Source organism: Thermomonospora sp. CIF 1, from assembly GCF_001896795.1.
Classification (GTDB): domain Bacteria; phylum Actinomycetota; class Actinomycetes; order Streptosporangiales; family Streptosporangiaceae; genus Thermomonospora; species Thermomonospora curvata.
Genome location: NZ_MOYN02000022.1, coordinates 294,125 through 317,737, shown reverse-complemented (window position 1 = coordinate 317,737; position 23,613 = coordinate 294,125). Strand labels below are relative to the sequence as shown.

20 protein-coding genes and 1 pseudogene are annotated in these 23,613 nt (G+C 70.5%); 18 read left to right on the top strand and 3 right to left on the bottom strand.

Going from position 1 to position 23,613, the window contains the following annotated elements; translation table 11 throughout:
* Nucleotides 1-218 precede the first annotated feature (218 nt).
* Nucleotides 219-1,880, bottom strand: coding sequence for a steroid-24-oyl-CoA synthetase (gene casG / locus BUE48_RS17365; protein WP_286990556.1), 1,662 nt, complete (start codon nt 1,878-1,880; stop codon nt 219-221).
* A gap of 209 nt (nt 1,881-2,089) precedes the next feature.
* On the opposite strand from casG, the gene BUE48_RS17360 reads away from it, so the two are divergent.
* The 14 genes and pseudogenes from BUE48_RS17360 (at nt 2,090) to BUE48_RS17290 (ending at nt 17,057) form a co-directional block, all read left to right on the top strand.
* Nucleotides 2,090-2,851 (top strand): SDR family NAD(P)-dependent oxidoreductase, encoded by a 762-nt coding sequence (locus tag BUE48_RS17360; RefSeq protein WP_012853813.1) that lies wholly within the window; start codon nt 2,090-2,092, stop codon nt 2,849-2,851.
* A gap of 101 nt (nt 2,852-2,952) precedes the next feature.
* On the top strand, nt 2,953-4,353 hold the full coding sequence (locus BUE48_RS17355) for an ABC transporter substrate-binding protein (protein WP_286990554.1): 1,401 nt from the start codon (nt 2,953-2,955) through the stop codon (nt 4,351-4,353).
* Between the two features lie 22 nt (nt 4,354-4,375).
* Nucleotides 4,376-6,607: an ABC transporter permease gene (locus BUE48_RS17350; protein ID WP_286990552.1), complete on the top strand. Its 2,232-nt coding sequence runs from the start codon at nt 4,376-4,378 to the stop codon at nt 6,605-6,607.
* The gene (locus tag BUE48_RS17345) at nt 6,594-7,328 is read left to right on the top strand and encodes an ABC transporter ATP-binding protein (RefSeq protein ID WP_286990550.1); all 735 of its coding nucleotides are present in this window, start codon (nt 6,594-6,596) and stop codon (nt 7,326-7,328) included. Before BUE48_RS17350 ends, BUE48_RS17345 begins: the two co-directional genes overlap by 14 nt.
* Nucleotides 7,328-8,071, top strand: a complete 744-nt coding sequence (locus BUE48_RS17340; protein WP_012853809.1) for an ABC transporter ATP-binding protein — start codon at nt 7,328-7,330, stop codon at nt 8,069-8,071. Before BUE48_RS17345 ends, BUE48_RS17340 begins: the two co-directional genes overlap by 1 nt.
* Before the next feature lie 80 nt (nt 8,072-8,151).
* Nucleotides 8,152-8,508, top strand: coding sequence for a hypothetical protein (locus BUE48_RS17335; RefSeq protein ID WP_012853808.1), 357 nt, complete (start codon nt 8,152-8,154; stop codon nt 8,506-8,508).
* A 101-nt stretch (nt 8,509-8,609) separates the two neighbouring features.
* A pseudogene (locus tag BUE48_RS24520) lies at nt 8,610-9,769 on the top strand (NADH:flavin oxidoreductase).
* An 11-nt stretch (nt 9,770-9,780) separates the two neighbouring features.
* Nucleotides 9,781-11,436 (top strand): steroid-22-oyl-CoA synthetase, encoded by a 1,656-nt coding sequence (casI, locus tag BUE48_RS17320; RefSeq protein ID WP_012853806.1) that lies wholly within the window; start codon nt 9,781-9,783, stop codon nt 11,434-11,436.
* A gap of 13 nt (nt 11,437-11,449) precedes the next feature.
* Nucleotides 11,450-12,613, top strand: coding sequence for an acyl-CoA dehydrogenase family protein (locus tag BUE48_RS17315; protein WP_286990547.1), 1,164 nt, complete (start codon nt 11,450-11,452; stop codon nt 12,611-12,613).
* Nucleotides 12,610-13,569 carry a bifunctional MaoC family dehydratase N-terminal/OB-fold nucleic acid binding domain-containing protein gene (locus tag BUE48_RS17310; RefSeq protein ID WP_286990545.1) on the top strand — a complete coding sequence of 320 codons (960 nt, stop codon included), beginning with the start codon at nt 12,610-12,612 and terminating at the stop codon, nt 13,567-13,569. The genes BUE48_RS17315 and BUE48_RS17310 overlap by 4 nt, the downstream gene beginning before the upstream one ends.
* Nucleotides 13,569-14,663 carry an acyl-CoA dehydrogenase family protein gene (locus tag BUE48_RS17305; RefSeq protein ID WP_012853803.1) on the top strand — a complete coding sequence of 365 codons (1,095 nt, stop codon included), beginning with the start codon at nt 13,569-13,571 and terminating at the stop codon, nt 14,661-14,663. The genes BUE48_RS17310 and BUE48_RS17305 overlap by 1 nt, the downstream gene beginning before the upstream one ends.
* Nucleotides 14,660-15,091, top strand: a complete 432-nt coding sequence (locus tag BUE48_RS17300; RefSeq protein WP_012853802.1) for a MaoC family dehydratase — start codon at nt 14,660-14,662, stop codon at nt 15,089-15,091. The genes BUE48_RS17305 and BUE48_RS17300 overlap by 4 nt, the downstream gene beginning before the upstream one ends.
* Complete coding sequence (locus tag BUE48_RS17295) at nt 15,088-16,263, top strand: lipid-transfer protein (RefSeq protein ID WP_012853801.1); 1,176 nt, start codon at nt 15,088-15,090, stop codon at nt 16,261-16,263. The genes BUE48_RS17300 and BUE48_RS17295 overlap by 4 nt, the downstream gene beginning before the upstream one ends.
* Entirely contained in the window at nt 16,260-17,057 is a 798-nt protein-coding gene (locus tag BUE48_RS17290) for a MaoC/PaaZ C-terminal domain-containing protein (protein ID WP_012853800.1), read from the top strand. Before BUE48_RS17295 ends, BUE48_RS17290 begins: the two co-directional genes overlap by 4 nt.
* A 538-nt stretch (nt 17,058-17,595) precedes the next feature.
* On the opposite strand, the gene BUE48_RS17285 is transcribed toward BUE48_RS17290, so the two are convergent.
* Both BUE48_RS17285 and BUE48_RS17280 read right to left on the bottom strand, forming a co-directional pair.
* Nucleotides 17,596-18,117, bottom strand: coding sequence for a hypothetical protein (locus tag BUE48_RS17285; RefSeq protein WP_286990540.1), 522 nt, complete (start codon nt 18,115-18,117; stop codon nt 17,596-17,598).
* A gap of 66 nt (nt 18,118-18,183) precedes the next feature.
* Complete coding sequence (locus BUE48_RS17280; RefSeq protein WP_012853798.1) at nt 18,184-18,957, bottom strand: SDR family oxidoreductase; 774 nt, start codon at nt 18,955-18,957, stop codon at nt 18,184-18,186.
* 151 nt (nt 18,958-19,108) lie between these two features.
* Here BUE48_RS17280 and BUE48_RS17275 point away from each other — a divergent pair, with 151 nt between their 5' ends.
* The 4 genes from BUE48_RS17275 (at nt 19,109) to BUE48_RS17260 (ending at nt 23,602) form a co-directional block, all read left to right on the top strand.
* Nucleotides 19,109-20,674 carry a FadD3 family acyl-CoA ligase gene (locus tag BUE48_RS17275; RefSeq protein WP_148233046.1) on the top strand — a complete coding sequence of 522 codons (1,566 nt, stop codon included), beginning with the start codon at nt 19,109-19,111 and terminating at the stop codon, nt 20,672-20,674.
* Complete coding sequence (locus BUE48_RS17270; RefSeq protein ID WP_012853796.1) at nt 20,667-21,821, top strand: acetyl-CoA C-acetyltransferase; 1,155 nt, start codon at nt 20,667-20,669, stop codon at nt 21,819-21,821. Before BUE48_RS17275 ends, BUE48_RS17270 begins: the two co-directional genes overlap by 8 nt.
* A gap of 14 nt (nt 21,822-21,835) precedes the next feature.
* The gene (locus BUE48_RS17265; RefSeq protein WP_012853795.1) at nt 21,836-22,741 is read left to right on the top strand and encodes an SDR family oxidoreductase; all 906 of its coding nucleotides are present in this window, start codon (nt 21,836-21,838) and stop codon (nt 22,739-22,741) included.
* Between the two features lie 78 nt (nt 22,742-22,819).
* Nucleotides 22,820-23,602: a 2-keto-4-pentenoate hydratase gene (locus tag BUE48_RS17260; protein ID WP_286990538.1), complete on the top strand. Its 783-nt coding sequence runs from the start codon at nt 22,820-22,822 to the stop codon at nt 23,600-23,602.
* Nucleotides 23,603-23,613 lie beyond the last annotated feature (11 nt).

Sequence of the window (23,613 nt, the reverse complement as noted above, 5' to 3'; positions counted from 1 at the left end):
GACGCCGCGTCCGCGCCGGGGAGGGCCGAGAGGTCGGAGACACTCCCTCCTGCCGCGTCCGCGGATGCTTTCGGTCTCTCGCCGTGCATGGAGCCGCCCCGGACTTTTGCCGTGTCCGGGGCGGCTCCGGATTCTCATCACGCCCGAAAGGCGGCTTCGGTCTCTTACCGGGGCCCAGGGGACGGGGCCGGCGTGCGCCGCGCTCCGGGGGCGGTGGGTCAGGAGACCGAGGCCGGCTCGGTGGACAGGCCGATCATCTTCTCCACCTCGCGGCGGATGACCTTGCCGGTGGCGTTGCGCGGCAGGGGCTCGGTGGTCAGGAGCCACTTGGCGGGCACCTTGAAGTAGGCCAGGCGTTCGCGGGCGAAGGCGGTCAGTTCCTCCTCGGAGGGGATGTCCGACTCCTCGGCGAACACGACCACCGCCATGACCTCCTGCCCCAGGTCCGGGTGGGGGACGCCGAGCGCGATGCACTCGCGCACGCCGGGGAACAGCACGTTCTCCACCTCGGCCGGGTAGATGTTCTCTCCGCCGCGCAGGATGAGGTCCGAACGGCGGCTGCTGAGCCGCAGCCGGCCCTGCTCGATCACCCCGATGTCGCCGGTGTGCAGCCAGCGGTCGGCGTCGATGGCCCGGGCCGTGGCCTCCGGGTCGTTCCAGTACCCCAGCATGTTGTAGGCGCTGCGGATGCACACCTCGCCCTCTTGGCCCTCCGGCAGCGTCCGGCCCTCGGCGTCCCGGATCTCCAATTGCACCCCGATGATGGGGCGGCCCAGCGTGCCCGGCGCCTCGGCCAGGTCCATCGGGGAGGCCACCGCCGCCGCGGTGCACGACTCGGTCAGCCCGTAGCTGTCCACCAGGGCGTCGCGGGCCGGCGGGAACGCCTTGCGCAGCCGTTCCTTGAAGGCCGGCGAGGACGGCGCCGAGGCCAGCGCGAACGCCGTCAGCGACGACAGGTCGTACTTGGACAGGTCCCCGTGCTCCAGCAGCCGCCGCGCCATGGTCGGCACCGCGCCCCAGTTGGTGACCCGCTCCCGCTCGATCAGGGTCAGCACCTTGTCCACATCGAAGGAGCCCTCGTGCATGACCACGGTGCTGCCGGTGGCCAGCCGCGGCACGGCCAGGTTGTGCAGGCTGGCGATGTGGAACAGCGGCAGCGCCAGCAGGTAGCGGCGGTCCCGCGGGTCGGTGGGGTCGCCGAAGGCCTGGGCGAGCGCGTCGTTGTAGCGGTGATACATGATCACCGAGGTGAGGTTGCGGTGGGAGTGCACTGCGCCCTTGGGCCGTCCGGAGGTGCCGCTGGTGTAGAGGATCACCACCGGGTCGTCCTCGGCGGCCGGCGGGATGTCCAGTTCCGCCCCCCGGTACCGCTCGATCAGCGCCGGCACGTCCTCCTCGAGGGTCAGCACGCGCACCCCGTCCGACTTCGGGGTCACCGCGGCCCGCTTGGCGTCCACCAGCACCACCTTGGGCGTGGTGTGGCCGAGTGCGTACTCGACCTCCCGCGGCGCCCACCAGGCGTTGTAGCCCACCGCGACGGCGCCGGCCGCCACCGTGGCCCAGAACGCGATGATCCAGTTCGGGCAGTTGGCGGCGTTGATGGCCACCCGGTCGCCGGGCCGCACCCCGTGCTCGGTGCGCAGGGCCTTGGCCAGGGCGGCGACCCGGACGGCGTGCTCGGCGAAGCTGATGCGCTCCTTGGCGGTGACGATGTAGTCACGGTCGCCGTGGCCGGCCGAGGCGATGAGCACCTCACCCAGGCTGCGGTCCCGGTTGACGAACACCGGCAGCCTGGTGCCCAGCACCTCTTCTTCGCGCAGCTCGAACGGTCCGCCCGGCCCGGTCAGCCGCTGCATGATCTCCATCGCCGTCGTGGCCATCAGTTCTCCTGTTACCTGGGTCTCACTGACTCGCCCGGGCGCCATTGTGATCCCCATCCCACTCGGTGAGGCCGATTTCCCGCTCAGTGGGATGTCCGTTCTCCCTGATGCCTCGTCACCGTTCCCGCTGAGCGGGACTGAGCCTATGGGGTGTGCCGCGTCACATCACCATGGCGGTCGATCGACGACATGGGCATGGCGGGAGAGACATGGGCAGCCTCGACGAAAAGGTCGCCATCGTGACCGGTGCTGGACAAGGCGTTGGTCAGGGCATCGCTTTGGCGCTCGCATCGGAAGGTGCGTCCATCGCGGTGCTCGGCCGCACCCCGGCCAAGCTGGAGGCCACCTGCAAGCTGATCGCCGAACGCGGGGCACGCGCCGAGCCGTTCCCCTGTGACGTGGCCGACACCGACGCCATCCCCGCCCTGGTGGACCGGATCGCCGAACGCTTCGGCGGCATCGACATCCTGGTCAACAACGCCTACTCCGGCGCCTACGGCCCGCTGCTGTCGATGAGCCAGGCCGACTTCGAGAAAGGCTTCCGCACCGGGCCGTTCGCCGCCTTCGCCTTCATGAAGGCCTGCCACCCCCACATGAAGCGACGCGGCGGCGGCCACATCATCAACCTCGTCACTTCCGCCATGGTCCGCTGGGACCCGCAGACCTACGGCGCCTACGCCGCCGCCAAGCAGGCGCTGCGGTCCCTGACCCGCACCGCGGCGGCCGAATGGGGGCCGGACGGCATCCGCGCCCTCGCCATCGCCCCGCACGCCCTCTCCCCGGGGCTGCAGCGCTGGGCGGAGGCCAACCCCGAGGCCGCCGCGGAATTCCGCAAGACCATCCCGCTCGGCTACATCGGCGACTGCGAACAGGACATCGGCCGAGCCGTGGTGGCGCTGGTCAACCCCGATCTGCGCTACCTCACCGGCGCCACCGTGCCGCTGGACGGCGGGCAGGCCTACTTCGGATGACCTCCGAAGGCACGCCGTTCCCACCCCCCTTTGGTTTCCGTTCCACCCCACCACCCCGCCTCGCCGCGTCCGCGGCGGGCATGCAAAGGAGACACCACCGGATGAAGGTCACCAAATTCGGGCGCCTGGCAGCCGGCGCCCTGGCCCTTGCCATGGTCACCACCTCGTGTGCCAGTGAGCGTTCCGGCGACGACGGCGTGAGCGCCGGCGGCGGCCAGAGCTCCGGCGGTGCCCGCTACTTCGGCACGCTGCCGTCCCCCTGCGGGCCCGGCGACGCCAAGGGCGCCACCGACCAGGGCGTCACCGACACCACCATCACCATCGGATTCGGCGACGACCGCGGCTTCGCCTCCGCGCCCGGCCTGTCCAAGGAGATGGGCGACGCGGTCAAGGCGATGATCGACTGGTGCAATGAGCAGGGCGGCATCAACGGCCGCAAGATCAAGGGCAACCAGTACGACGCCGCCTACACCAACTCGGTCAAGGTCATCCAGCAGTCCTGCAAGCAGGACTTCATGCTGGTCGGCCAGGGCTTCGCCATGGACGAGGCCGCCGAGCAGCACCGGGTGGCCTGCAAGCTGCCCACCGTCGCCGGCTTCACCGTCGGTCCCAACGCCACCATGGGCCCGATGAAGTACGAGGCCGTCCCCTACCCGGTGGACCTGATGAACGTCGGCGGGCTGCGCATCGCCGAGAAGCTGTTCCCCGAGGCCAAGGAGAAGGCCGACATCCTGCTGTCCACCTCGCCGGCGGTGACCATGGGCACCAACAAGGTCTCCGCGGCGATGAAGAAGCTCGGCTACAAGCAGCTCAACTGCGGCGTCCGGCTCAACGACGCCGGGGAGAGCAGCTACATGCCGCACGCCGAGAAGATCAAGAAGTGCGGCGCCGAGCTGCTGTGGAGCTCCGACTCCCCCGACCCCGGCCAGTTCAGCCTGCTGGAGTCGATCGAACGGGTCGGCGCCAAGCCCAAGTACGTGTTCGAGGCCACCTGGTACAGCAGCCTCGTCGCCCAGTGGAACAAGGCCGGCACCGGCGACAACATCCACATCGCCATGATCTTCCAGCCGCTGGAGAACGCCGACAAGATCCCGGCGGTCAAGCAGTACATGGACCTGGTCAACGCCCAGAAGGGCAAGGTCGCGCTGCTGGGCATGCAGGCCACCTCCTCGTTCCTGCTGTGGGCGCAGGCCGCCAAGAACTGCGGCTCCAACCTCACCCGCCAGTGCGTGATCAACGAGCTGTCCAAGGTGCACGAGTGGACCGGCGGCGGGCTGCACGCCCCCACCGACCCCGGCGCCAACAAGCCGTCCTCCTGCGCCCTGATGGTCAAGCTCACCGGCACCAAGTACGAGCAGGTCTACCCCAAGACCATCGGCGAGTACGAGTGCAGTGACGACATCGTGCTGGAGACCGACCCCAAGACCTGGGGCACCAAGCTCAACGAAGACCGGGTGGCGACCACGTTCCTGACCGACGACGTGATCAAGCCACAGTCCTGATCCGCCGAGGCGGCGACCAGCGATGACGACCTTCCTGACCTATACCCTCCTCGGCCTGGTCCTGGGCGCGGTGTACTTCATCGCCGCCTCCGGGCTGGTGTTGACCTACAACACCTCCGGCATCTTCAACTTCGCGCACGGCGCGCAGGCGATGCTCGGCACCTTCCTGTTCTGGCAGCTCAAGTACGACTGGGGCTGGCCCACCCTCGCCGCGCTGCTGGTGGTGATCGGGCTGGTCGGCCCGCTGCTGGGGGCGGCGCTGCACGCCCTGATCATGCGGGGGCTGCGGGACACCGCCGACGTCACCAAGATCATCGTCACGGTGGCGGTGCTGCTGGGCATGGTCTACCTGTCCCAGTGGATCTGGAACCCCGACGAGGCCCGCACCGTGGAGATGTTCTTCGGCGCGGACGCCAAGGTCACGCTGCTGGGCGTGGTGGTGCGGTACCACGAGATCGTCTGCCTGGTCGCCGCCGCGGCCATCGCCATCGGGCTGCGGGTGCTGTTCACCCGCAGCCGGATCGGCGTGGTGATGCGCGGCTCGGTCGACGACCCCGACCTGCTGCGCCTCAACGGCCACGACCCGGAGCGGGCCGCCATGCTGTCGTGGGCGCTGGGCTCCACCCTGGCGGTGACCGCCGGCGTGCTGATCGTGCCGGTCGGCGGCGGCGCGCTGGAAGCCAACATGCTCACCCTGTTGGTGATCGACGCGTTCGCCGCGGCCATGTTCGGGCGGCTGCGCAGCATCCCCCGCACCTTCGCCGGCGCCATGGTGCTGGGCCTGGCCGCCACCTACGTGATGGGCTACCTGCCGGCCTCCGGCCCGGTGACCGGGAACCTGCGGGTCTCCCTGCCCATGATCGTGCTGTTCGTGGTGCTGGTGGTGCTCCCGCAGGACCGGCTGCGCGGCGCGGCCATCCGCACTCGCGAACGCTACCGGGTGCCCACCGTCGGCTCCGCGGCGGTGTGGGGCCTGGTGCTGGTGGCCGTGGTGTACCTCTACAGCCTGCTGCTGGAGGACTCCGGCATCACCACCCTGACGCTGGGCATGACGTTCGCGATCATCGCCCTGTCGCTGACCGTGCTCACCGGGTACGCCGGCGAGCTCAACCTCGCCCCGCTGTCGTTCGGGGCGGTGGCCACCATCGTGGCCTTCCACTTCGGGGTGTCCGGCAGCGGGCTGTCGGCCTACCTCACCCCGCAGGGCGTGCTGGCCGGGGTCGCCGCCGCGGCCCTGGTCGGCGGGCTGATCGCGCTGCCGGCGCTGCGGCTGCGCGGACTGTACCTGGCGCTGGCCACCATGGCGTTCGGGGTGTTCCTGTCGAACATGGTGCTGCGCGACACCACCGAGCACGAACTGTTCGGCGTGAAGTTCACCCTCTTCCCCAACGGCACCCTCGCCGTCCCCCCGCCCAAGCTGGGCCCGCTGGACCTGCGCGACGGCCAGACCTTCCTGATGACCGCCACGGTGCTGTTCGCCCTGCTGGGCGTGGCGCTGGCCGCGCTGCGCAACAGCGGCTACGGCCGCCGCCTGGCGGCCATGAAGGACAGCCCCGCGGCCACCGCGATGCTGGGGCAGGACCTGGTGCGGCTCAAGCTCAGCGTCTTCATGATCTCCGCGGGGATCGCCGGGCTGGGCGGGGTGCTGATGTCGGCCGCCGCCGGCTCGGTGTCGGGGGAGAACTTCACCATCATGGGCAGCCTGGCCCTGCTGATGCTGGTGGTGGTGGCCGGCATCGGCTACATCAGCGGCGCCCTGCTGGGCGGCCTGATGTCAGGGGTCGGCGCCACCGTGCTGGTGGGCACCTTCAACGACCTGGCGCTGGAGCACGAGGCGATGTCCTCGATCTACAGCGCCCTGGCCCACCTGGTCATGGTCGGCACCGCCCTGGTCGGCATGGGCGTGGGCCGCAACCCCAGCGGCTTCGTCCACGACATCGTCGAGTCCTACCGGCACACCACCAAACCCGTGCGCTATGGCGGCGCCGCCGTCGGCGCGGTGCTGTACGTCCTGGCGCTCACCGACGTGATCGGCGTGTGGACGTTCGCGATCGCCGTCCTGTGCGGGGTGATGCTGCTGCCGGTCATCGGGCGGATGCTCCAGGAGGAGGGCCGCCGCCGCACCACGCCGCTGGAGCTGATCGGCGTGGACGAGCCTTACACCGACCAGCTGCGCGCCAGGCTCGACCGCGAGCTGGGCCTGCCCGCCCTGCCGGTCACGGCCGAGAAGGGAGGCGCCCGTGCCACTGCTTGAAACCCGCGGCATCACCGTCCGCTTCGGCGGCAACACCGCCGTGAACGACGTCAGCCTCACCGTGGAGGAAGGGCAGATCACCGGGCTGATCGGCCCCAACGGCGCGGGCAAGACCACGTTGTTCAACACCATCACCGGCCTGCAGAAGCCCACCTCCGGGCGGGTGCTGCTGGACGGCGCCGACATCACCCGCCTGTCGCCGGCCAAACGCGCCCGGCGCGGCATGGCGCGCACCTTCCAGCGGCTGGAGCTGTTCTTGTCGCTGTCGGTGCGCGACAACGTCCGCGTGGCCGGGGACGTGCTCAAGGCCACCGGCCGCCGCCGGCGCTTCGACCTCGATGAGGAGACCGACCGGGTGCTGGAGCGCACCGGGCTGACCGACATCGCCCACAAGGACGTCTCCGACGTCCCCATCGGCCGGGCCCGGGTGGTGGAGGTGGCCCGCGCGCTGATGACCTCCCCGCGGGTGCTGCTGCTGGACGAGCCGGCCTCCGGCCAGACCGAACGCGAAACCGAGGCGTTCGCCGAACTGTTGGTCGGCCTGGCCGCCGAAGGACTGGCGATCTGCCTGGTCGAACACGACCTGCCGCTGGTGATGCGGCTGTGCTCGACCATCCACGTGCTGGACTACGGCTCGCTGATCGCCTCCGGCACCCCCCAGGAGGTCAAGGAGTCTCCGGAGGTCATCGCCGCCTACATCGGCACCGAGGAGGCCGCCTGATGACCATGACCGAACAGCAGGCCGACCGCGAGCCGGTCACCGAACCCGAGCCGCTGCTGGAACTGGTGGACGTGCGGGCCGGGTACGGCGCCATCGAAGTGCTGCACGGGGTGAACCTCGCCCTCAAACCCGGGTCGCTGCTGGCGCTGCTGGGCCCCAACGGCGGCGGCAAGTCCACCACCATGCGGGTGTGCGCCGGGCTGCACCCCATCACCGGCGGGGAGCTGCGGTACGCCGGCCGCACCGTCAACGGCATCTCCGCCCAGGACGCCGCCCGGCTGGGGGTGTGCTCCATCCCCGAAGGCCGCGGCATCTTCCCCAACCTCACGGTGCGGGAGAACCTGTGGGTCGCCACCGGCACCGGCGCCACCTTGGCGGAACTGGAGGAAAAGGCCTACAGCCGCTTCCCCGTCCTCGGCCGGCGGCGCAACCAGCTGGCCGGCTCGATGTCCGGCGGCGAGCAGCAGATGCTGGCGCTCTCCCGCGCCCTGGCCACCGACCCGGCGGTGCTGCTGCTGGACGAGCTGTCCATGGGACTGGCCCCCATGATCGTCAGCCAGATGTACCAGACCGTCGCCGAACTGGTCGCCGGCGGCCTGTCGGTGCTGGTGGCCGAGCAGTTCGCCCGCGCGGTGCTGCCCATCGCCGACAGCGCGGCGCTGATGCTGCACGGACGCGTGGTGGCCACCGGCACCCCCGAGGAGATCGAGGCCCGGCTGGCCGACGACTACCTGGGCGGCTGAGCGGCGATGCCCCCAAAGCAGAGATGGCGCGCCCGGTCCACGGCGGACGCGGCGCAGCAGAACACGAGGAGGGACACCGGATGCTGACCGAGGAACGGCGCGCCCAGTTCAAAGAGGACGTGGCGCGGCAGAAGCTCAAGACCGACTCCTCCCGCCACGACGGCCTGTGGCGCATCGCAGGCCTGATCTTGATGATCGTCGGCGTGGTGGGCGCGTTCATCGCCTACAACAACTCCCTGGCCCAAGACGATCTGCGCAACGTCGGCTCCTTCCAGGCGCTGGCCACCGCGTTCACCGCGCTGACCGTGCTGGGCGCGGCGCTGTACCTGGCCGCGGCGGTGACGAGGGTGCTGCGGCTGTGGCTGCTGCGCCAACTGGTGGAGTCCCAGGCCCACACCGACCAGATCGCCGCCGCGCTGCGCGATAGCCGCCCGTAACCCCCGACATTCCCGGTCAGCGGGATGCCCGGACCTCTCGGGCATCCCGCTGATTAACGTCTAGGCCGCCACCCCAGCGGGGCGGCGGATGGAAGGACCCGATGACTCAGCCAATTCCCGACGTCCTGGCCCCGGCGAAGCTGGGCCCGGTGACGCTGCGCAACCGCATCATCAAGTCGGCCACCTATGAGGGGCTCAGCCGGGACAACAAAGTCACCGACGCGCTGATCGACTTCCATGTGCGGCATGCCGCGGGCGGGGTCGGCATGACCACGGTCGCCTATTGCGCGGTGGCGCCGGACGGCCGCACCGGTGGACCGAAGACGCCCTGCCCGGCCTGCGCCGCCTCACCGAGGCCGTGCACGCCGAGGGCGCCGCGGTCTCCGCGCAGATCGGGCACGCCGGCCCGGTCGCCAACCCCAAGGCCAACGGCGCTCCCGCGCTCGGCCCCAGCCGGCACTTCCATGCCACCACCACCAGCTTCACCAAGGCGGCCACCCGCGCCGACCTGGAACGCATCATCAAGGCCCACGGCCACGCCGCCCGCATGGCCATCCGCGCCGGTTTCGACGCCGTCGAGATCCACTTGGGCCACAACTACCTGGCCAGCTCGTTTTTGAGCCCCCGCGTCAACCACCGCGACGACGAGTACGGCGGCTCGCTGGAGAACCGCGCCCGGCTGGCCCGCGCCATCGCCCGCGAGGTCCGCGAGGCGGTCGGCGACCGGATCGCCATCTTGGCCAAGTTCAACATGGACGACGGCGTGCCCGGCGGGTTCTGGCTGGATGAGGCCATCCAGGTCGCCCGGTGGCTGGAGGCCGACGGCTCCCTGGACGCCCTGGTGCTGACCGCCGGCAGCTCCCTGCTGAACCCCATGTACCTGTTCCGCGGCGACGTGCCGCTGCGGGAGTTCGCCGCGATCATGCCGCAGCCCATCAAGCTCGGCGTGCAACTGGTCGGCAAGCGCTTCCTGAAGTACTACCCGTATGAGGATGCCTACCTGCTCCCGCTGGCCCGGCAGATCCGCGCCGCGGTGAAACTGCCGCTGGTGCTGCTGGGCGGCATCACCGGCAAACCCGTGATGGACCTGGCGATGCGGGAGGGCTTTGAGTTCGTGGCGATGGCCCGGGCGCTGCTGCGCGAACCGGACCTGATCAACCGGATCGCCAAGGACCCCCAGACCCCGTCGCTGTGCATCCACTGCAACAAGTGCTTCACCAAGATCTACGGCGGCACCAGCTGCGTGCTCGTCCGGCCGTAGGAGGGACGGCAGTGCGCAACGAGACGATCGCGGACCTGCTGCTGGCCCGGCTCGGCGACCACCGGCCCGGCCTGCGCAGCCGGGAGCGGACCTGGACCTGGGACGAGGTCGTCCGGGAGAGCGCAGCCCGCGCGGCGCTGGCCCGCAAGCTGCGCATCGACGGCCCCTTCCACATCGGGGTGCTGCTGGAGAACGTCCCCGAGTACATCCTGTGGCTGGGCGCGGCGGCGCTGAGCGGCGCCACCATCGTCGGCATCAACTCCACCCGCCGCGGCGCCTACCTGGAACAGGAGGTCCGCCACACCGACCTGCAACTGGTCATCACCGACCAGGCCGGGCTCAAGCTGCTGGACGGGCTGGACATCGGCGTCCCCCGGGAGCGGTTCCTGCTCATCGACGACCCCGCTTACGCCGGCCTGGTCGCCGAGCACGCCTGCGAGCCGGAGCGGGACCCGCAGATCACCCCCAAGACGCAGATGCTGCTGCTGTTCACCTCCGGCACCACCGGCAAGTCCAAGGCCGCCCGCTGCTCCCAGGGCCGGCTGGCGGAGCTGGGCCGCAACAACAGCGCCAAATACGACGTCAAACGCACCGACGTCTGCTACTGCCCGATGCCGCTGTTCCACGGCAACGCGATCATGGCGCTGTGGGCGCCGGCGCTGACAGCGGGCGCGTGCGTGGCGCTCACCCCCAAGTTCTCCGCCTCCCGCTTCCTGGACGACGTGCGGTTTTACGGGGCGACGTTCTTCACCTACGTCGGCAAGGCCATCGGCTACATCCTGGCCACCCCCGAAAAACCCGACGACGCCGACAACACCCTCACCCACGCCTTCGGCACCGAGGCCTCCCCGGAGGACAAGGCCGAGTTCCTGCGCCGCTTCGGCTGCCGCCTGGTGGAGGGTTACGGCTCCAGCGAGGGCGCCGGCATGATCGCCCAAGACCCCAACGCCCCGCCCACCGCCTTCGGCCGTCCCGCCCACGACGGGGTCCGCATCGTCAACCCCGAGACCCTGCAGACCTGCGCCCCGGCGATCTTGGACGAGCACGGCCGGGTCACCAACCCCGAAGAGGCCATCGGCGAGATCGTGGACGTCCACGGCGCCGACAAATTCGAGGGCTACTACAAAAACCCCGAGGCCGACGCCGAACGGGTGCGGCACGGCTGGTACTGGACCGGCGACCTGGGCTACATCGACCAGGACGGCTTCATCTACTTCGCCGGCCGCTCCGGCGACTGGATCCGCGTCGATTCGGAGAACATCTCCGCCCTGCACACCCAACTGGTGCTGCGCCGCCACCCCAAGGTCATCGACGCGGTGGCCTTCGGTGTTCCCGACCCGCGCTCCGGTGACCAGGTCATGGCGGCGATCGAGATCCCCGAGGGCGTCACCTTCGAAGAGCTGGACCTGCCCGGCTTCCTGGCCGCCCAAGAAGACCTGGGCACCAAGGGCGCGCCGCGGTTCGTGCGCGTCTCCCACCACCTGCCCACCACCGGCTCGGGGAAGCTCGCCAAAAAGCAGCTCCAGGTGGAGGGCTGGCGCACCGGCGACCCGGTCTACCGGTGGGTCGGCCGGGGCGCACCCGAATACCACCTGATGACCGAAGCGGACAAGGCGGCGCTGCGCGAGGAGTTCGCCGCCAACGGGCGTCTGCGTTTCCTGCCATAGGAGGGGGCGATACATGGATCTGCGTGAGCCCGCGGCGCTCAGCGAGCTGCGGGCCGAGCTACGGGCCTACTTCAACGGGCTGCTGCCGGCAGACGAACGCCGCCGCGTCGGAGAGCAGGGCGTGGGCGGCGAGCGGTTCCGCGAAGTGGTCAAGATGCTCGGCTCCGACGGCTGGCTGGGGTACGGCTGGCCCAAGGAGTACGGCGGGCAGGGCCGTTCCATCAGCGAGCAGTACGTGCTCTTCGACGAGGTGCAGCGGGCCGGGCTGCCGTTCCCGTTCGTCACCGTCAACACCGTCGGGCCGACGCTGATGAAGTACGGCACCGATGAGCAGAAGAAGAAGTACCTGCCGGGCATCCTCTCCGGCGACATCGTCTTCGCCATCGGTTACACCGAGCCCGGCGCCGGCACCGACCTGGCCTCGCTGACCACCCGCGCGGTCCGCGACGGCGACGAGTTCGTCATCGACGGCAGCAAGATCTTCACCAGCGGCGCCAACACCGCCGACTACATCTGGCTGGCCTGCCGCACCGACCCGGAGGCCCCCAAGCACAAGGGCATCTCCATCATCATCGTCCCCACCGACGCCGAAGGGTTCTCCTGGAGCCCCATCCAGACCGTCGGCGGCATGGTGGTGACCGCCACCTACTACAGCGGGGTGCGCGTCCCGGTCAGCGAGGTCGTCGGGGAGATCAACGGCGGCTGGAAGCTGATCACCACCCAGCTCAACCACGAGCGGATCGGACTGGCCGCGCTCGGCGGCCGGATGATCCGGCTGTGGGAGGACGTGGTGGCCTGGGCCCGCGACAACGGCGTGCTGGAACAGCCATGGGTGCGCCGGGACCTGGCCCGCACCTACGCCAAGCTCGAGGCGATGCGGCTGCTGAACTGGAAGATGACCATCGCCGTCGAGAACGACGAGCTCACCGGGGCCGACGCCGGGGCCACCAAGGCCTACGGCACCGAAACCCACATCGACGTGCAGCGCACCCTCACCGGGATCCTGGGCGCCGCCGGGCGGATCCGCCCCGAATCCCCGGGCGCGGTGCTGGCCGGGCAGATCGAACAGCTCTCCCGGCAGGGCATCGTCAACACCTTCGGCGGCGGCGTCAACGAGGTGCTGCGCGACATGGTCGCCACGCTGGGACTGGGCATGCCGAGATCGAGGCGGGCATGAGCGGCGAAGACTACGAGAAGCGACTGCAGGCATGGGTCGGCCGCACGCTGGGGGAGCCCCGGCGCGGCCAGGACCCGGTGAACGTGCCGATGATCCGCCACTGGGTCGAGGCCATGGGCGACACCAACCCCGTCTACCTGGACGAGGAGGCCGCCCGCGCCACCGGCCGGGAGACGGTCGTGGCCCCGGCGTCGATGATGCAGGCCTGGACCATGCGCGGCTACGCCGCCACCGTGAACCCCGAGCCCGAAGCGGGCGGCATGGAGGAGCTCACCGCCCTGCTCGCCGAGGGCGGCTACACCTCGGTGGTGGCCACCGACTCGGAGTTCGAGTTCCACCGCGAACTGGTGCCCGGTGACCACATCAGCGTCCAGGAACAGGTCGAGTCGATCTCCCCGGAGAAGAAGACCGCCCTGGGCGAAGGCCGCTTCATCACCACGCTGCGCACCTACCGCGACCAGCACGGCGAGGTCGTGGCCACACAGCGGTGGCGGCTGCTGCGGTTCCGCCCCAAGAAGACCGAGCAGACCGAGCAGAAACCCAAGGCGCTGCGCCCCCGCCCGGCGATCAACCGCGACAACGCCTTCTGGTTCGAGGCCGCCAAACAGCGCCGCCTGGTCATCCAGCGGTGCGCGGCCTGCAAGACGCTGCGGCACCCGCCCGGCCCCTGCTGCCCGCACTGCGGCTCGTTCGACTGGGACACCGTCGAAGCCGCCGGCACCGGCCAGGTCTACAGCTACATCGTCGCCCACCACCCCCCGCACCCGGCCTTCGAGATGCCGTACGTGGTGGCGCTGGTGGAACTGACCGAAGGCACCCGACTGGTCACCAACTTGGTCGGCATCGCCCCCGACAAGATCGAAATCGGCATGCCGGTCGTCCTGGACTGGCTGGAGGCCGACCCCGAGCTCACCCTGCCGGTGTTCCGGCCGGCCGTCCCGCAGGAGGAGAGCTGATGGACTTCACCCTTGGCGAGGAGCTCACCGAACTGCAGGGCCTGGCCCGGCAGATCTTCACCGACCACGCCACCCACCAGCGGCTGCGCGCCGTGGAGACCAGCGAGAGCCGCATCGACGAGACGCTGTGGCGGGAACTGGCCGGCGCCGGACTGCTCGGCGTCGCGCTGCCCGAGGCCGCCGGCGGCGCCGGGTTGGGCCTGGGCGCTTTGTGCGTGCTGCTGGAAGAACAGGGACGGCACGTGGCGCCCGTCCCGCTGTGGCCGACGCTGGTGGCGGCGCTGGCGATCGCCGAGCACGGCACCGCCGAGCAGCGCGATCTGCTGCCCGGCGTGGTGGACGGCTCCCGGCGGCTGACCGTGGCGTTGGAGGAGTTCGGCGTCGGCGATGTGGCCGCACCCGGCTGCACCGCCGTCCCGGACGGCGACGGCTGGCGTCTGAGCGGCACCAAGGCGGTCGTCCCCAGCATCACCGGAGCCGCCCACCTGCTGGTCTCGGCGACCGGCCCCGACGGGCCCGGCCTGTTCCTGGTGGACGCCGACGCCCCCGGCCTGAGCTGGGAACGCACCGAGACCACCAGCCGCGACATGGCCGGCAACCTCACCCTGGACGCCGTGCCCGCCCGCGCGCTCGGCCCCGCCGCCCTGCCCTGGACGCTGGACGTCGCCCGCACCGCCCTGGCCGCCGTCCAGCTCGGCGTGGCCTCCGGCGCCCTCCACATCACCGCCTCCTACCTGAAGGAACGCGAGCAGTTCGGCCGCCCGCTCGGCACCTTCCAGGCGGTGCAGCACCAGCTCGCCGACTGCTACATCGAGATCGAGGCGATGCGGGTGTGCCTGTGGCAGGCGGTCTGCGCCGCCGAGGACGGCGCCACCGACGGCAAGGCCGCACTGGTCGCCAAATGGTGGGCCGACGAAGGCGGTCTGAACGTGGTGCACCGCACCCAGCACCTGCACGGCGGCATCGGCGTGGACGTGGACTACCCGATCCACCGCTACTTCCTGTGGGGCAAGCAGATCTCCGGCACGCTGGGCGGCGCCTCCGCCGACCTGCAGCGGCTGGGCGACCTGATCGCCGAGGGGGCCGCCTCATGAAACTCGCCACCCGTGCCTACCCGGACGTGTCCGTGGGGGAGAAGCTGCCCGAACTGGCCATCCCCCTCACCCGCACCCTGATCGTGGCCACCGCGATCGCCAGCCGCGACTACCAGGACGTCCACCACGACCCGGAGCTTGCGGTGCGGCGCGGGTCCAAGGACATCTTCATGAACATCCTGACCACCAACGGCCTGGTCGATCGGTATGTGACGAGCTGGGCCGGCCCGGCCGCCCGCGTCAAGGCCATCAAGATCCGGCTGGGCGTCCCCAACTACCCCGGCGACACCATGACGCTGACCGGCACCGTGTCCGCCAAGGACGACGCCGCCCGCCGAGTGGAGATCGCGGTGCGCGGCACCAACTCCCTCGGCGCCCACGTCACCGGCACCGTCGTCATCGAACTCCCGGAAGGAGACCGGCAGTGAGCGTGCTGCCCGGAGCCGCCGCCATCGCCGGCATCGGCGCCACCGAGTTCTCCAAGAACTCCGGACGCAGCGAACTGCAACTGGCGTGCGAGGCGGTGTTGGCCGCCATCGCCGACGCCGGCCTGGAACCCTCGGACGTGGACGGACTGGTGACCTTCACCGCCGACACCAGCTCCGAGATCCACGTGGCCCGCAACACCGGCATCGGCGAGCTGAAGTTCTTCTCCCGCGTCGGCTACGGCGGCGGCGCGGCCTGCGGCACCGTCCAGCAGGCCGCCATGGCCGTGGCCACCGGCATCGCCGAGGTGGTGGTCTGCTACCGCGCCTTCAACGAACGCTCCGGCGTCCGCTACGGCCTCGGCCAGGCCGGCCGCCAGATGGACCAGGGCGCCGACAGCGCCGCCTACGCCTGGCTGCTGCCGTTCGGGCTCAACACCCCCGCCCAGTGGGTGGCCATGTTCGCCCGCCGCTACATGCACGAGTACGGGGCGACCAGCGAGGACTTCGGCCGCGTCGCCGTGGTGGACCGCAAGCACGCCGCCACCAACCCCAAGGCCTGGTTCTACCAGCGCCCCATCACGTTGGAGGACCACCAGAACTCCCGCTGGATCGTCGAGCCGCTGCACCTGCTGGACTGCTGCCAGGAGAGCGACGGCGGCCAGGCCCTGGTCGTGGTCTCCACCGAACGCGCCCGCGACCTGCCCCACCCGCCCGCGCTGATCTGGGGCGCCGCCCAGGGCTCCGGCTACGACCAGCACATGATGACCAGCTACTACCGCTCCGAGATCACCGGCATCCCGGAGATGGGCCTGGTGGGCCAGCAACTGTACGCCCAAAGCGGGCTCAACCCCTCCGACATCGGCGCGGCCATCCTGTACGACCACTTCACCCCGCTGGTGCTGCCGCAACTGGAGGAGCTGGGCTTTTGCGCCCGCGGCGAGGCCAAGGACTTCATCGCCGACGGCAACCTGGAAATCGGCGGCCGCCTGCCGTGCAACACCCACGGCGGCCAGCTCGGCGAGGCCTACATCCACGGCATGAACGGCATCGCCGAGGCCGTCCGCCTGGTCCGCGGCACCTCGGTGAACCAGCCCGGCGACGTCACCAACGTGCTGGTCACCGCCGGCACCGGCGTGCCCACCAGCGGCCTGATCCTGGGAGCGGACCGATGAACGCCGGACAGTGGAAGGGCCGGGACCTGGGCACCCGCACCGTCGCCTACGAGGACCGCGACGCGATCCTGTACGCCCTGGCGGTCGGCGCCCAGGCCACCGACTTGGAGTTGGTTTTCGAAGAACGCCTGCGGGTGCTGCCCACCTTCGCCCTCACCCGCGCTCAGTGGGCCCCCGACGCCCTGGGCTCGGCGGGCGCCTTCGACCCCACCACCGCCGTCCACGGCTCCCAACGCCTGAAGGTCCACAAGCCGCTGCCGAGGGCGGGCGAACTGGAACTGGCCGCCCGCGTCGGCGAGGTCTGGGACAAGGGCTCGGCCGCCATCTTCGAGGTCGTGGTGGAGAGCGAGTACTTCGAGGCCGTCTGGTCGCTGTTCGCCCCCGGCTGCGGCGGCTTCGGCGGCGACCGCGGTCCCTCGGCCCGCAAACGCCCCGACGGCGCCCCCGACACCACGCTCACCGTCCCCACCTCCCCCAACCAGGCCGCCCTGTACCGCCTGTTGGGCGACCGCCACCACATGCACATCGACCCGGAGGCCGCCAAGGCCGCCGGCATGCCCCGCCCCTTCATGCACGGCCTGTGCACCCTGGCGACCGTCACCCTGCCCCTGGCCGCCGAACTCGGCGCCCACCCGGCCGACTTGACGGAACTGGAGGGCCGCTTCAGCGCCCCGGTCTTCCCCGGCGACACCCTCACCGTCTCCACCTGGAAGGACGGCGAAGCCGTCCTGTTCGAAGCCGCCGTGGACGACACCGTGGTCCTGTCCGGCGGCCGGGCTCTGTTCGCCTCTTAGCAACGCCGCACACCCCGTGGTCCCTCGGCCCGCCTCCGGCCGGGGGACCACGGGGGTGAGCTCATTCCGTGCCCGCGTCTCGGTCCAAGTGATGAGACGGCTTCCTGCGAGGTCCTGAGGCGTGTCCGCCGACGGAGCCTCAGTGTGGATCCGACCCGAATCGCTTGTCAGCCGGTGCGGCTCTGCTGTTTCCCCAAAGGACACTCTCCAAGAACCGCCATCTGCATGACCGGCCTGGCCGTGGTCGCGCCTGGCTGCTCGCCGCGTCGGCGGCGATTTCCGTGCTGAAGCCGGTGGCCCTGCTTCGGAATTTGCGCTGCCCTGGGAGTCCGGAGCCGGCCTGGTTGCCGTTTCGGTCCCGGATGTACGAGATGAACTGCGTCATCCCGACATCCTTTTTTGGGGTCGGAGGGCACTGAAGTGCTGCGGCTTTTTGTTTCCACTCCGTTCCCGCGGGACGCGGCGCCGCCTCCGGCGCCAGTGCGTTCCTATGTGGTCTGCTCAAGCGCCGCATTATGCAGAACGCCGGGAGTGATGTTCAAATGTGCCTCTCGGCTGCCAAGGCGAATGTGCAATTCGACTTGTCCGGAGAAAAGAGTAGGCCGCCTTTTTTGTGGTCGTTGGAGCTGTACTTCGACACGAAGAACTTTATGCCGGCCCCGGATGGGATCTGCGCTTCCACTGTTCTAGAGATATTCTCTAGAGTATATTCATCAAGGGAGCCGGGTATGTCGGATCTGTGCAAGTCGATCAGTCTGTTGGCTTGGATCACCGATTCGGCTCGCGAGCAGGGTACTGTGAATTTCACATAAAGGTAGTATGGTGCAAAGTCGTTGCGGCTTTTGAAACGAACCCCCTTGGCATCGGGCGGCATGGTGATTCCAAGATCCCCCAATGCCTTCTCCAGGGGTATCTCCGATTCGCTGCCGGGCACGGCCCTGGGGTCGGGATGTTTTTCGGTGAGCGGATCTTCACCCCAGTCGCCGAGACCGCAGGACGCCAGCGGCATCGGCGCGATCAGCGCCGCGATGAATCGTTGCTCTCCGGCCGCCCCTTTCAAGGGGGTTCACTGTAGGGATGGCTCGGTCTCACCCCGCCGCCGTGGCAGTGGCGGGCGGGGTGGTTGTCAGCGGTGGGTGATGAGCCAGCGGGCGGGGTATTCGCCGCCGCCGTGAACGGGGAGGTCGGCGCCGGTGACGTAACGGGCCAGGTCGCTGGCCAGGTACAGGCAGGTGTCGGCGACGTCTTGGGGGGTGCCCATGCGGCCCATGGGGATGATCTTGTTGAAGGCGCTGCCGTCGCCGTAGTAGGAGGCGGCGGCCTCGGTGAGGACCAGGCCGACGGTGATGTGGTTGACGCGGACCTTGGGGGCCCATTCCAGGGCGAGGGCCTGGGTGAAGGTGCGCAGGCCCGCCTTGGCGGCGCTGTAGGCGGCGGTGCCGGGCTGGGGGTCGATGCCGGAGACGCTGCCGATGTTGATGATGCAGCCGCCGTCCTCCTGGGACTGCATGATCTTGTTGGCGGGTTGGGCCACATAGAACGGGGCCAGCAGGTTGAGCTGGACGATGCGTTCGACGAAGCGGGGGGAGACCGTGGCGGCCTCGGCGTCGGGGGAGCCGCCGGCGTTGTTGACCACCACGTCCAACCGGCCCATCAGTTCGGCGGCGCGTTCCACCATCGCGGCGGCCTGAGCGGCGTCGCGGATGTCGGCGGCCAGGAAGTGGGCCTTGCGGCCGGCGGCGCTCGGCGGCTCGGGGGGCTCGTTGCGCGCGCACACCGTCACCTCGGCGCCCGCCTGCAGGAACGCCTTGGCGATCACGGCGCCGATGCCCTTGGTCCCCCCGGTGACCAGCACCGCCCGGCCGGTGAAGTCCACCGCCGCGTTCACCCCGCTGCTCATCCCGCTCCTTCCGGCTTCCCTGCGATCTTCCATGCGATGACTCGCTCAAGACTCACGGAGGGTACGGCCGCGCTCGCTGGAAGAAGGCCCGCATACCGTTCACCGGGACAAGCCCCCCACGCCCGCCGCGCCGATCGCCACCATGGCGGGCATGAGCGAGCAGGACGCGTTGACGATCCCGGCCGTGCTCGACCGCGCCGTGCGCGACTTCCCGGACGCCGAGGCGGTCGTGGACCGGCAGGTCCGGGTGACCTTCTCCGAACTGGGGGAGCGGGTGCGGGCCGCCGCGAGGGCCTTTGTCGGCTCCGGCATCGGCCGCGGCGACCGAATCGCCATCTGGGCCCCCAACAGCCTGTCGTGGATAGTGGCCGCTTTGGGCGCGGTGTGCGCCGGGGCGGTGCTGGTGCCGCTCAACACCCGCTACAAGGGCGAGGAGGCCCGCTGGCCGCTGACCAAGGCCAAGGTCAAGGTCCTCTTCGTCGAGGACGACTTCCTCGGCATCGACTACCCGGGCATGCTCGGGTTGGAGGAGTCCGGAACCCTGCCCGGCCTGCCCGACCTGCAGACCGTGGTCACCTTCAACGGCCCGGAGCGTCCCGGGGTCATCTCCTGGGAGCGGTGGCTGGCCCGGGGCGAGGGCGCGTCCGACCCGGATCCGGTGGCGCCCGGCGACGTCGCCGACATCCTGTTCACCTCCGGCACCACCGGACGGCCCAAGGGCGTGCTGAGCACGCATGAGCAGAACGTGCGCACCTACCTGGCCTGGTCGGGCCGCACCGGCGTCACCGCCGGCGACCGGTACCTGATCATCAACCCGTTCTTCCACACCTTCGGTTACAAGGCCGGGGTCCTGGCGTGCCTGCTGCGCGGGGCCACCATGGTGCTGCAGCGGGTCTTCGACGTCCCCGAGACGCTGCATCTGATCGAGACCGAGAAGATCACGGTGCTGCCCGGCCCGCCCACCATCTACACCTCCCTGCTGGACGCCCCCGACCTGGATGAACGCGACCTGTCGTCGCTGCGGTTGGCGGTGACCGGCGCCGCCGACGTGCCGGTCGCCCTGGTGCGCCGCATCCGCACCCTCTTCCCGCAGGTGATCACCGCCTACGGGCTGACCGAGTCCACCGGCACGGTCACCGCCTGCTCGGTCGATGACGACGACGTCACGGTGGCCACCACCTCCGGCCGTCCCATCGAGGACGTGGAAGTCATGATCGCCGGGCCGGACTGGCGGCCGCTGCCCCCGGGCCAGGACGGGGAGATCCTGGTGCGCGGCTACAACGTCATGTCCGGCTACCTGGACGACCCCGAGGCCACCGCCGAGGCGCTGCGGGACGGCTGGCTGGTCACCGGCGACCGGGGGAAGCTGGACGAGCGGGGCTACCTGACCATCACCGGCCGCTCCAAGGACATGTTCACCGTCGGCGGGTTCAACGTGTACCCGGCCGAGATCGAGTCCGTGCTCGTCCGGCACGAGGCGGTCGCCGAGGCCGCCGTCATCGGCGTCCCCGACCAGCGGCTGGGCGAGGTCGGCCGTGCCTACGTGCGGCTGCGCCCCGGCCGGCGGGCCACCGCCGAGGAGCTCATCGCCCACTGCCGGGACGCCCTGGCCAACTTCAAGGTGCCGCGCGAGGTCGTGTTCGTGGACGACTTCCCGCGCACCGCCGCAGGCAAGGTCCGCAAGGTGGACCTACGTAAGGAGATCACTCATGGCTGAGGCCTACATCATCGACGCCGTCCGCACCCCGGTGGGGCGGCGCGGCGGCGGACTGTCGGGCGTGCACCCGGCGGACCTGGGCGCCCACGTGTTGAAGGCGCTGATGGAGCGCACCGGGGTGGACCCGGCCGCCGTGGAGGACGTGGTGTTCGGCTGCGTGGACACCATCGGCCCGCAGGCCGGCGACATCGCCCGCACCTGCTGGCTGGCGGCGGGCCTGCCCGAGCACGTGCCCGGGGTGACCGTGGACCGCCAGTGCGGCTCCTCCCAGCAGGCGGTGCACTTCGCCGCCCAGGCGGTGCTGTCGGGCACCCAGGACCTGGTGGTGGCCGGCGGCGTGCAGAACATGTCGCAGATCCCGATCGGCTCGGCGATGACCGCCGCCGCCCCCCTCGGCTTCACCGAGGGCCCGTTCGTCGGCTCCAAGGGCTGGGTGGCCCGCTACGGCGACGGGGAGGTCTCCCAGTTCGCCGGGGCCGAGCAGATCGCCCGCGAGTGGGGCATCACCCGCGAGCAGATGGAGGAGTTCGCCTACCAGTCCCACCAGCGCGCCATCGCCGCCATCGACGGCGGTCACTTCGTCAAGGAGATCGCCCCGCTGGAGGGGGTGAGCGAGGACGAGGGCCCGCGCCGCGACACCTCGCTGGAGAAGATGGCCGCGCTCAAGCCGCTCACCGAGGGCGGGCTGCTCACCGCCGCGGTGTCCTCGCAGATCTCCGACGGCGCGGCGGCGCTGCTGATCGCCTCCGAGCGGGCGGTGCGCGACCACGGCCTGACCCCGCGGGCCCGCATCCACCACATCTCCGCCCGCGGCGAGGACCCGATCCGGATGCTGTCGGCGCCCATCCCCGCCACCGCGTACGCCCTGGAAAAGACCGGCATGACGATCGACCAGATCGACGCGGTGGAGATCAACGAGGCGTTCGCCAGCGTGGTGCTGGCCTGGCTGCAGGACACCGGCGCCGACCCGGCCAAGGTCAACCCCAACGGCGGCGCGATCGCGCTGGGCCACCCGCTGGGCGCCACCGGGGCCCGCCTGATGACCACGCTGCTGCACCACCTGGAGCGCACCGGCGGCCGCTACGGGCTGCAGACCATGTGCGAGGGCGGCGGCCAGGCCAACGTCACCATCATCGAGCGACTGTGAGCGGAGAGCCGAACATGATCTGCAAGGGACGCGTCGTCGTCGTCACCGGCGCCGGACGCGGCCTGGGCCGCGCCCACGCCCTGGAGTTCGCCCGCCAGGGCGCCAAGGTCGTGGTCAACGACCTGGGGGTGAACCGGGACGGCACCGGGCAGGCCGACCAGGGCCCCGCCCAGCAGGTGGTCGAGGAGATCCGGGCGCTCGGCGGGGAGGCGGTGGCCGACGGGCACGACATCGCCACCGACGAGGGCGCCGCCGCGTTGATCCGCACCGCCATCGACACCTTCGGCGGGCTGGACGTGCTGGTCAACAACGCCGGTTTCCTGCGCGACCGGATGCTGATCAACACCAGTGAAGAGGAGTGGGACGCGGTGATCCGCGTCCACCTCAAGGGCCACTTCCTGCCGCTCAAGCACGCCGGGACCTACTGGCGTTCCCGCGCCAAGGCCGGCGAGCCGGTGGACGCCCGCGTCATCAACACCTCCTCGGGGGCGGGGCTGCTGGGCAGCGTCGGCCAGGGCAACTACTCGGCCGCCAAGGCCGGCATCGTCGGGTTGACCTTGGTGGCCGCGGCCGAGCTGGGCCGCTATGGGGTGACGGTGAACGCCATCGCCCCGGCCGCCCGCACCCGCATGACCGAGCAGGTGTTCGCCGCCACCATGGCCGCCCCCACCGACGGCGGTTTCGACGCGATGGCCCCGGAGAACGTCTCCCCGCTGGTGGTGTGGCTGGGCTCGGCCGAGTCCAAGAACGTCACCGGGCGGGTCTTCGAGGTCGAGGGCGGCAAGGTCTGCGTCATGGAGGGCTTCCGGCACGGCCCCATGGTGGACAAGGGCGCCCGCTGGGACCCGGCCGAACTCGGCCCGGTCGTGGCCGATCTGCTGGCCAAGGCGCAGACCCCCGAGCCGGTCTACGGAGCCTGAAAACCCCGGCCGCCCGGGCGCTCCCGGCCAGTGGGATCGTCCCGGGCGCCGGGCCTTTTCGGCTCGTACCGTCGCAGCATGCTGACCGAGGAACAGCGCCGCGAGGCCGCCGACCGGCTGCGCGACGCCGAGCTGCAGAGGGCGCCGATCCCGCCGCTCACCGAGAGCTACCCGGGCATCGACGCCGTCGATGCCTACGAGATTCAGCTCATCAACATCCGCCGTCGCCTGGCCGAGGGCGCCGTGGTCAAAGGCCACAAGGTCGGCCTGTCGTCCAAGGCGATGCAGCAGATGATGGGCGTGGACGAGCCCGACTACGGCCACCTGCTGGGCGATATGGAGCTGCGCTCCGATGAGCCGGTCGAAGTCGCCCGGTACTGCTACCCGCGCGTGGAGGTGGAGGTCGGCTTCATACTCGGCGCCGACCTGCCCGGCGAGACCTGCACCGAGGCCGACGTGCTGGCCGCCACCGAACGGGTGGTGCCGGCGCTGGAGCTGATCGACAGCCGGATCATCGACTGGAAGATCGCGCTGGCCGACACCATCGCCGACAACGCCTCCTCGGCCGGCTATGTGATCGGGGAGGGCGTCTCCCCCCAAGGACTGGACCTGACCGCGATCGAGGCCGCCTTGTACCGCGACGGGGAGTTCGTGGTCTCCGGCCGTTCGGACGCGGTGCTGGGCAACCCGGTGACCAGCGTGGCCTGGCTGGCCCGCAAGGTCGCCTCCTTCGGCGTGCGGCTGCAGGCCGGGCACCTGGTGCTGCCCGGCTCGTGCACCCGCGCCATCGACGTGGCCGCGGGCCAGACCTTCACCGCCGAGTTCAGCGGACTGGGCGCTGTGTCCCTGACCTTCAAGTGACCCGCAGGGGG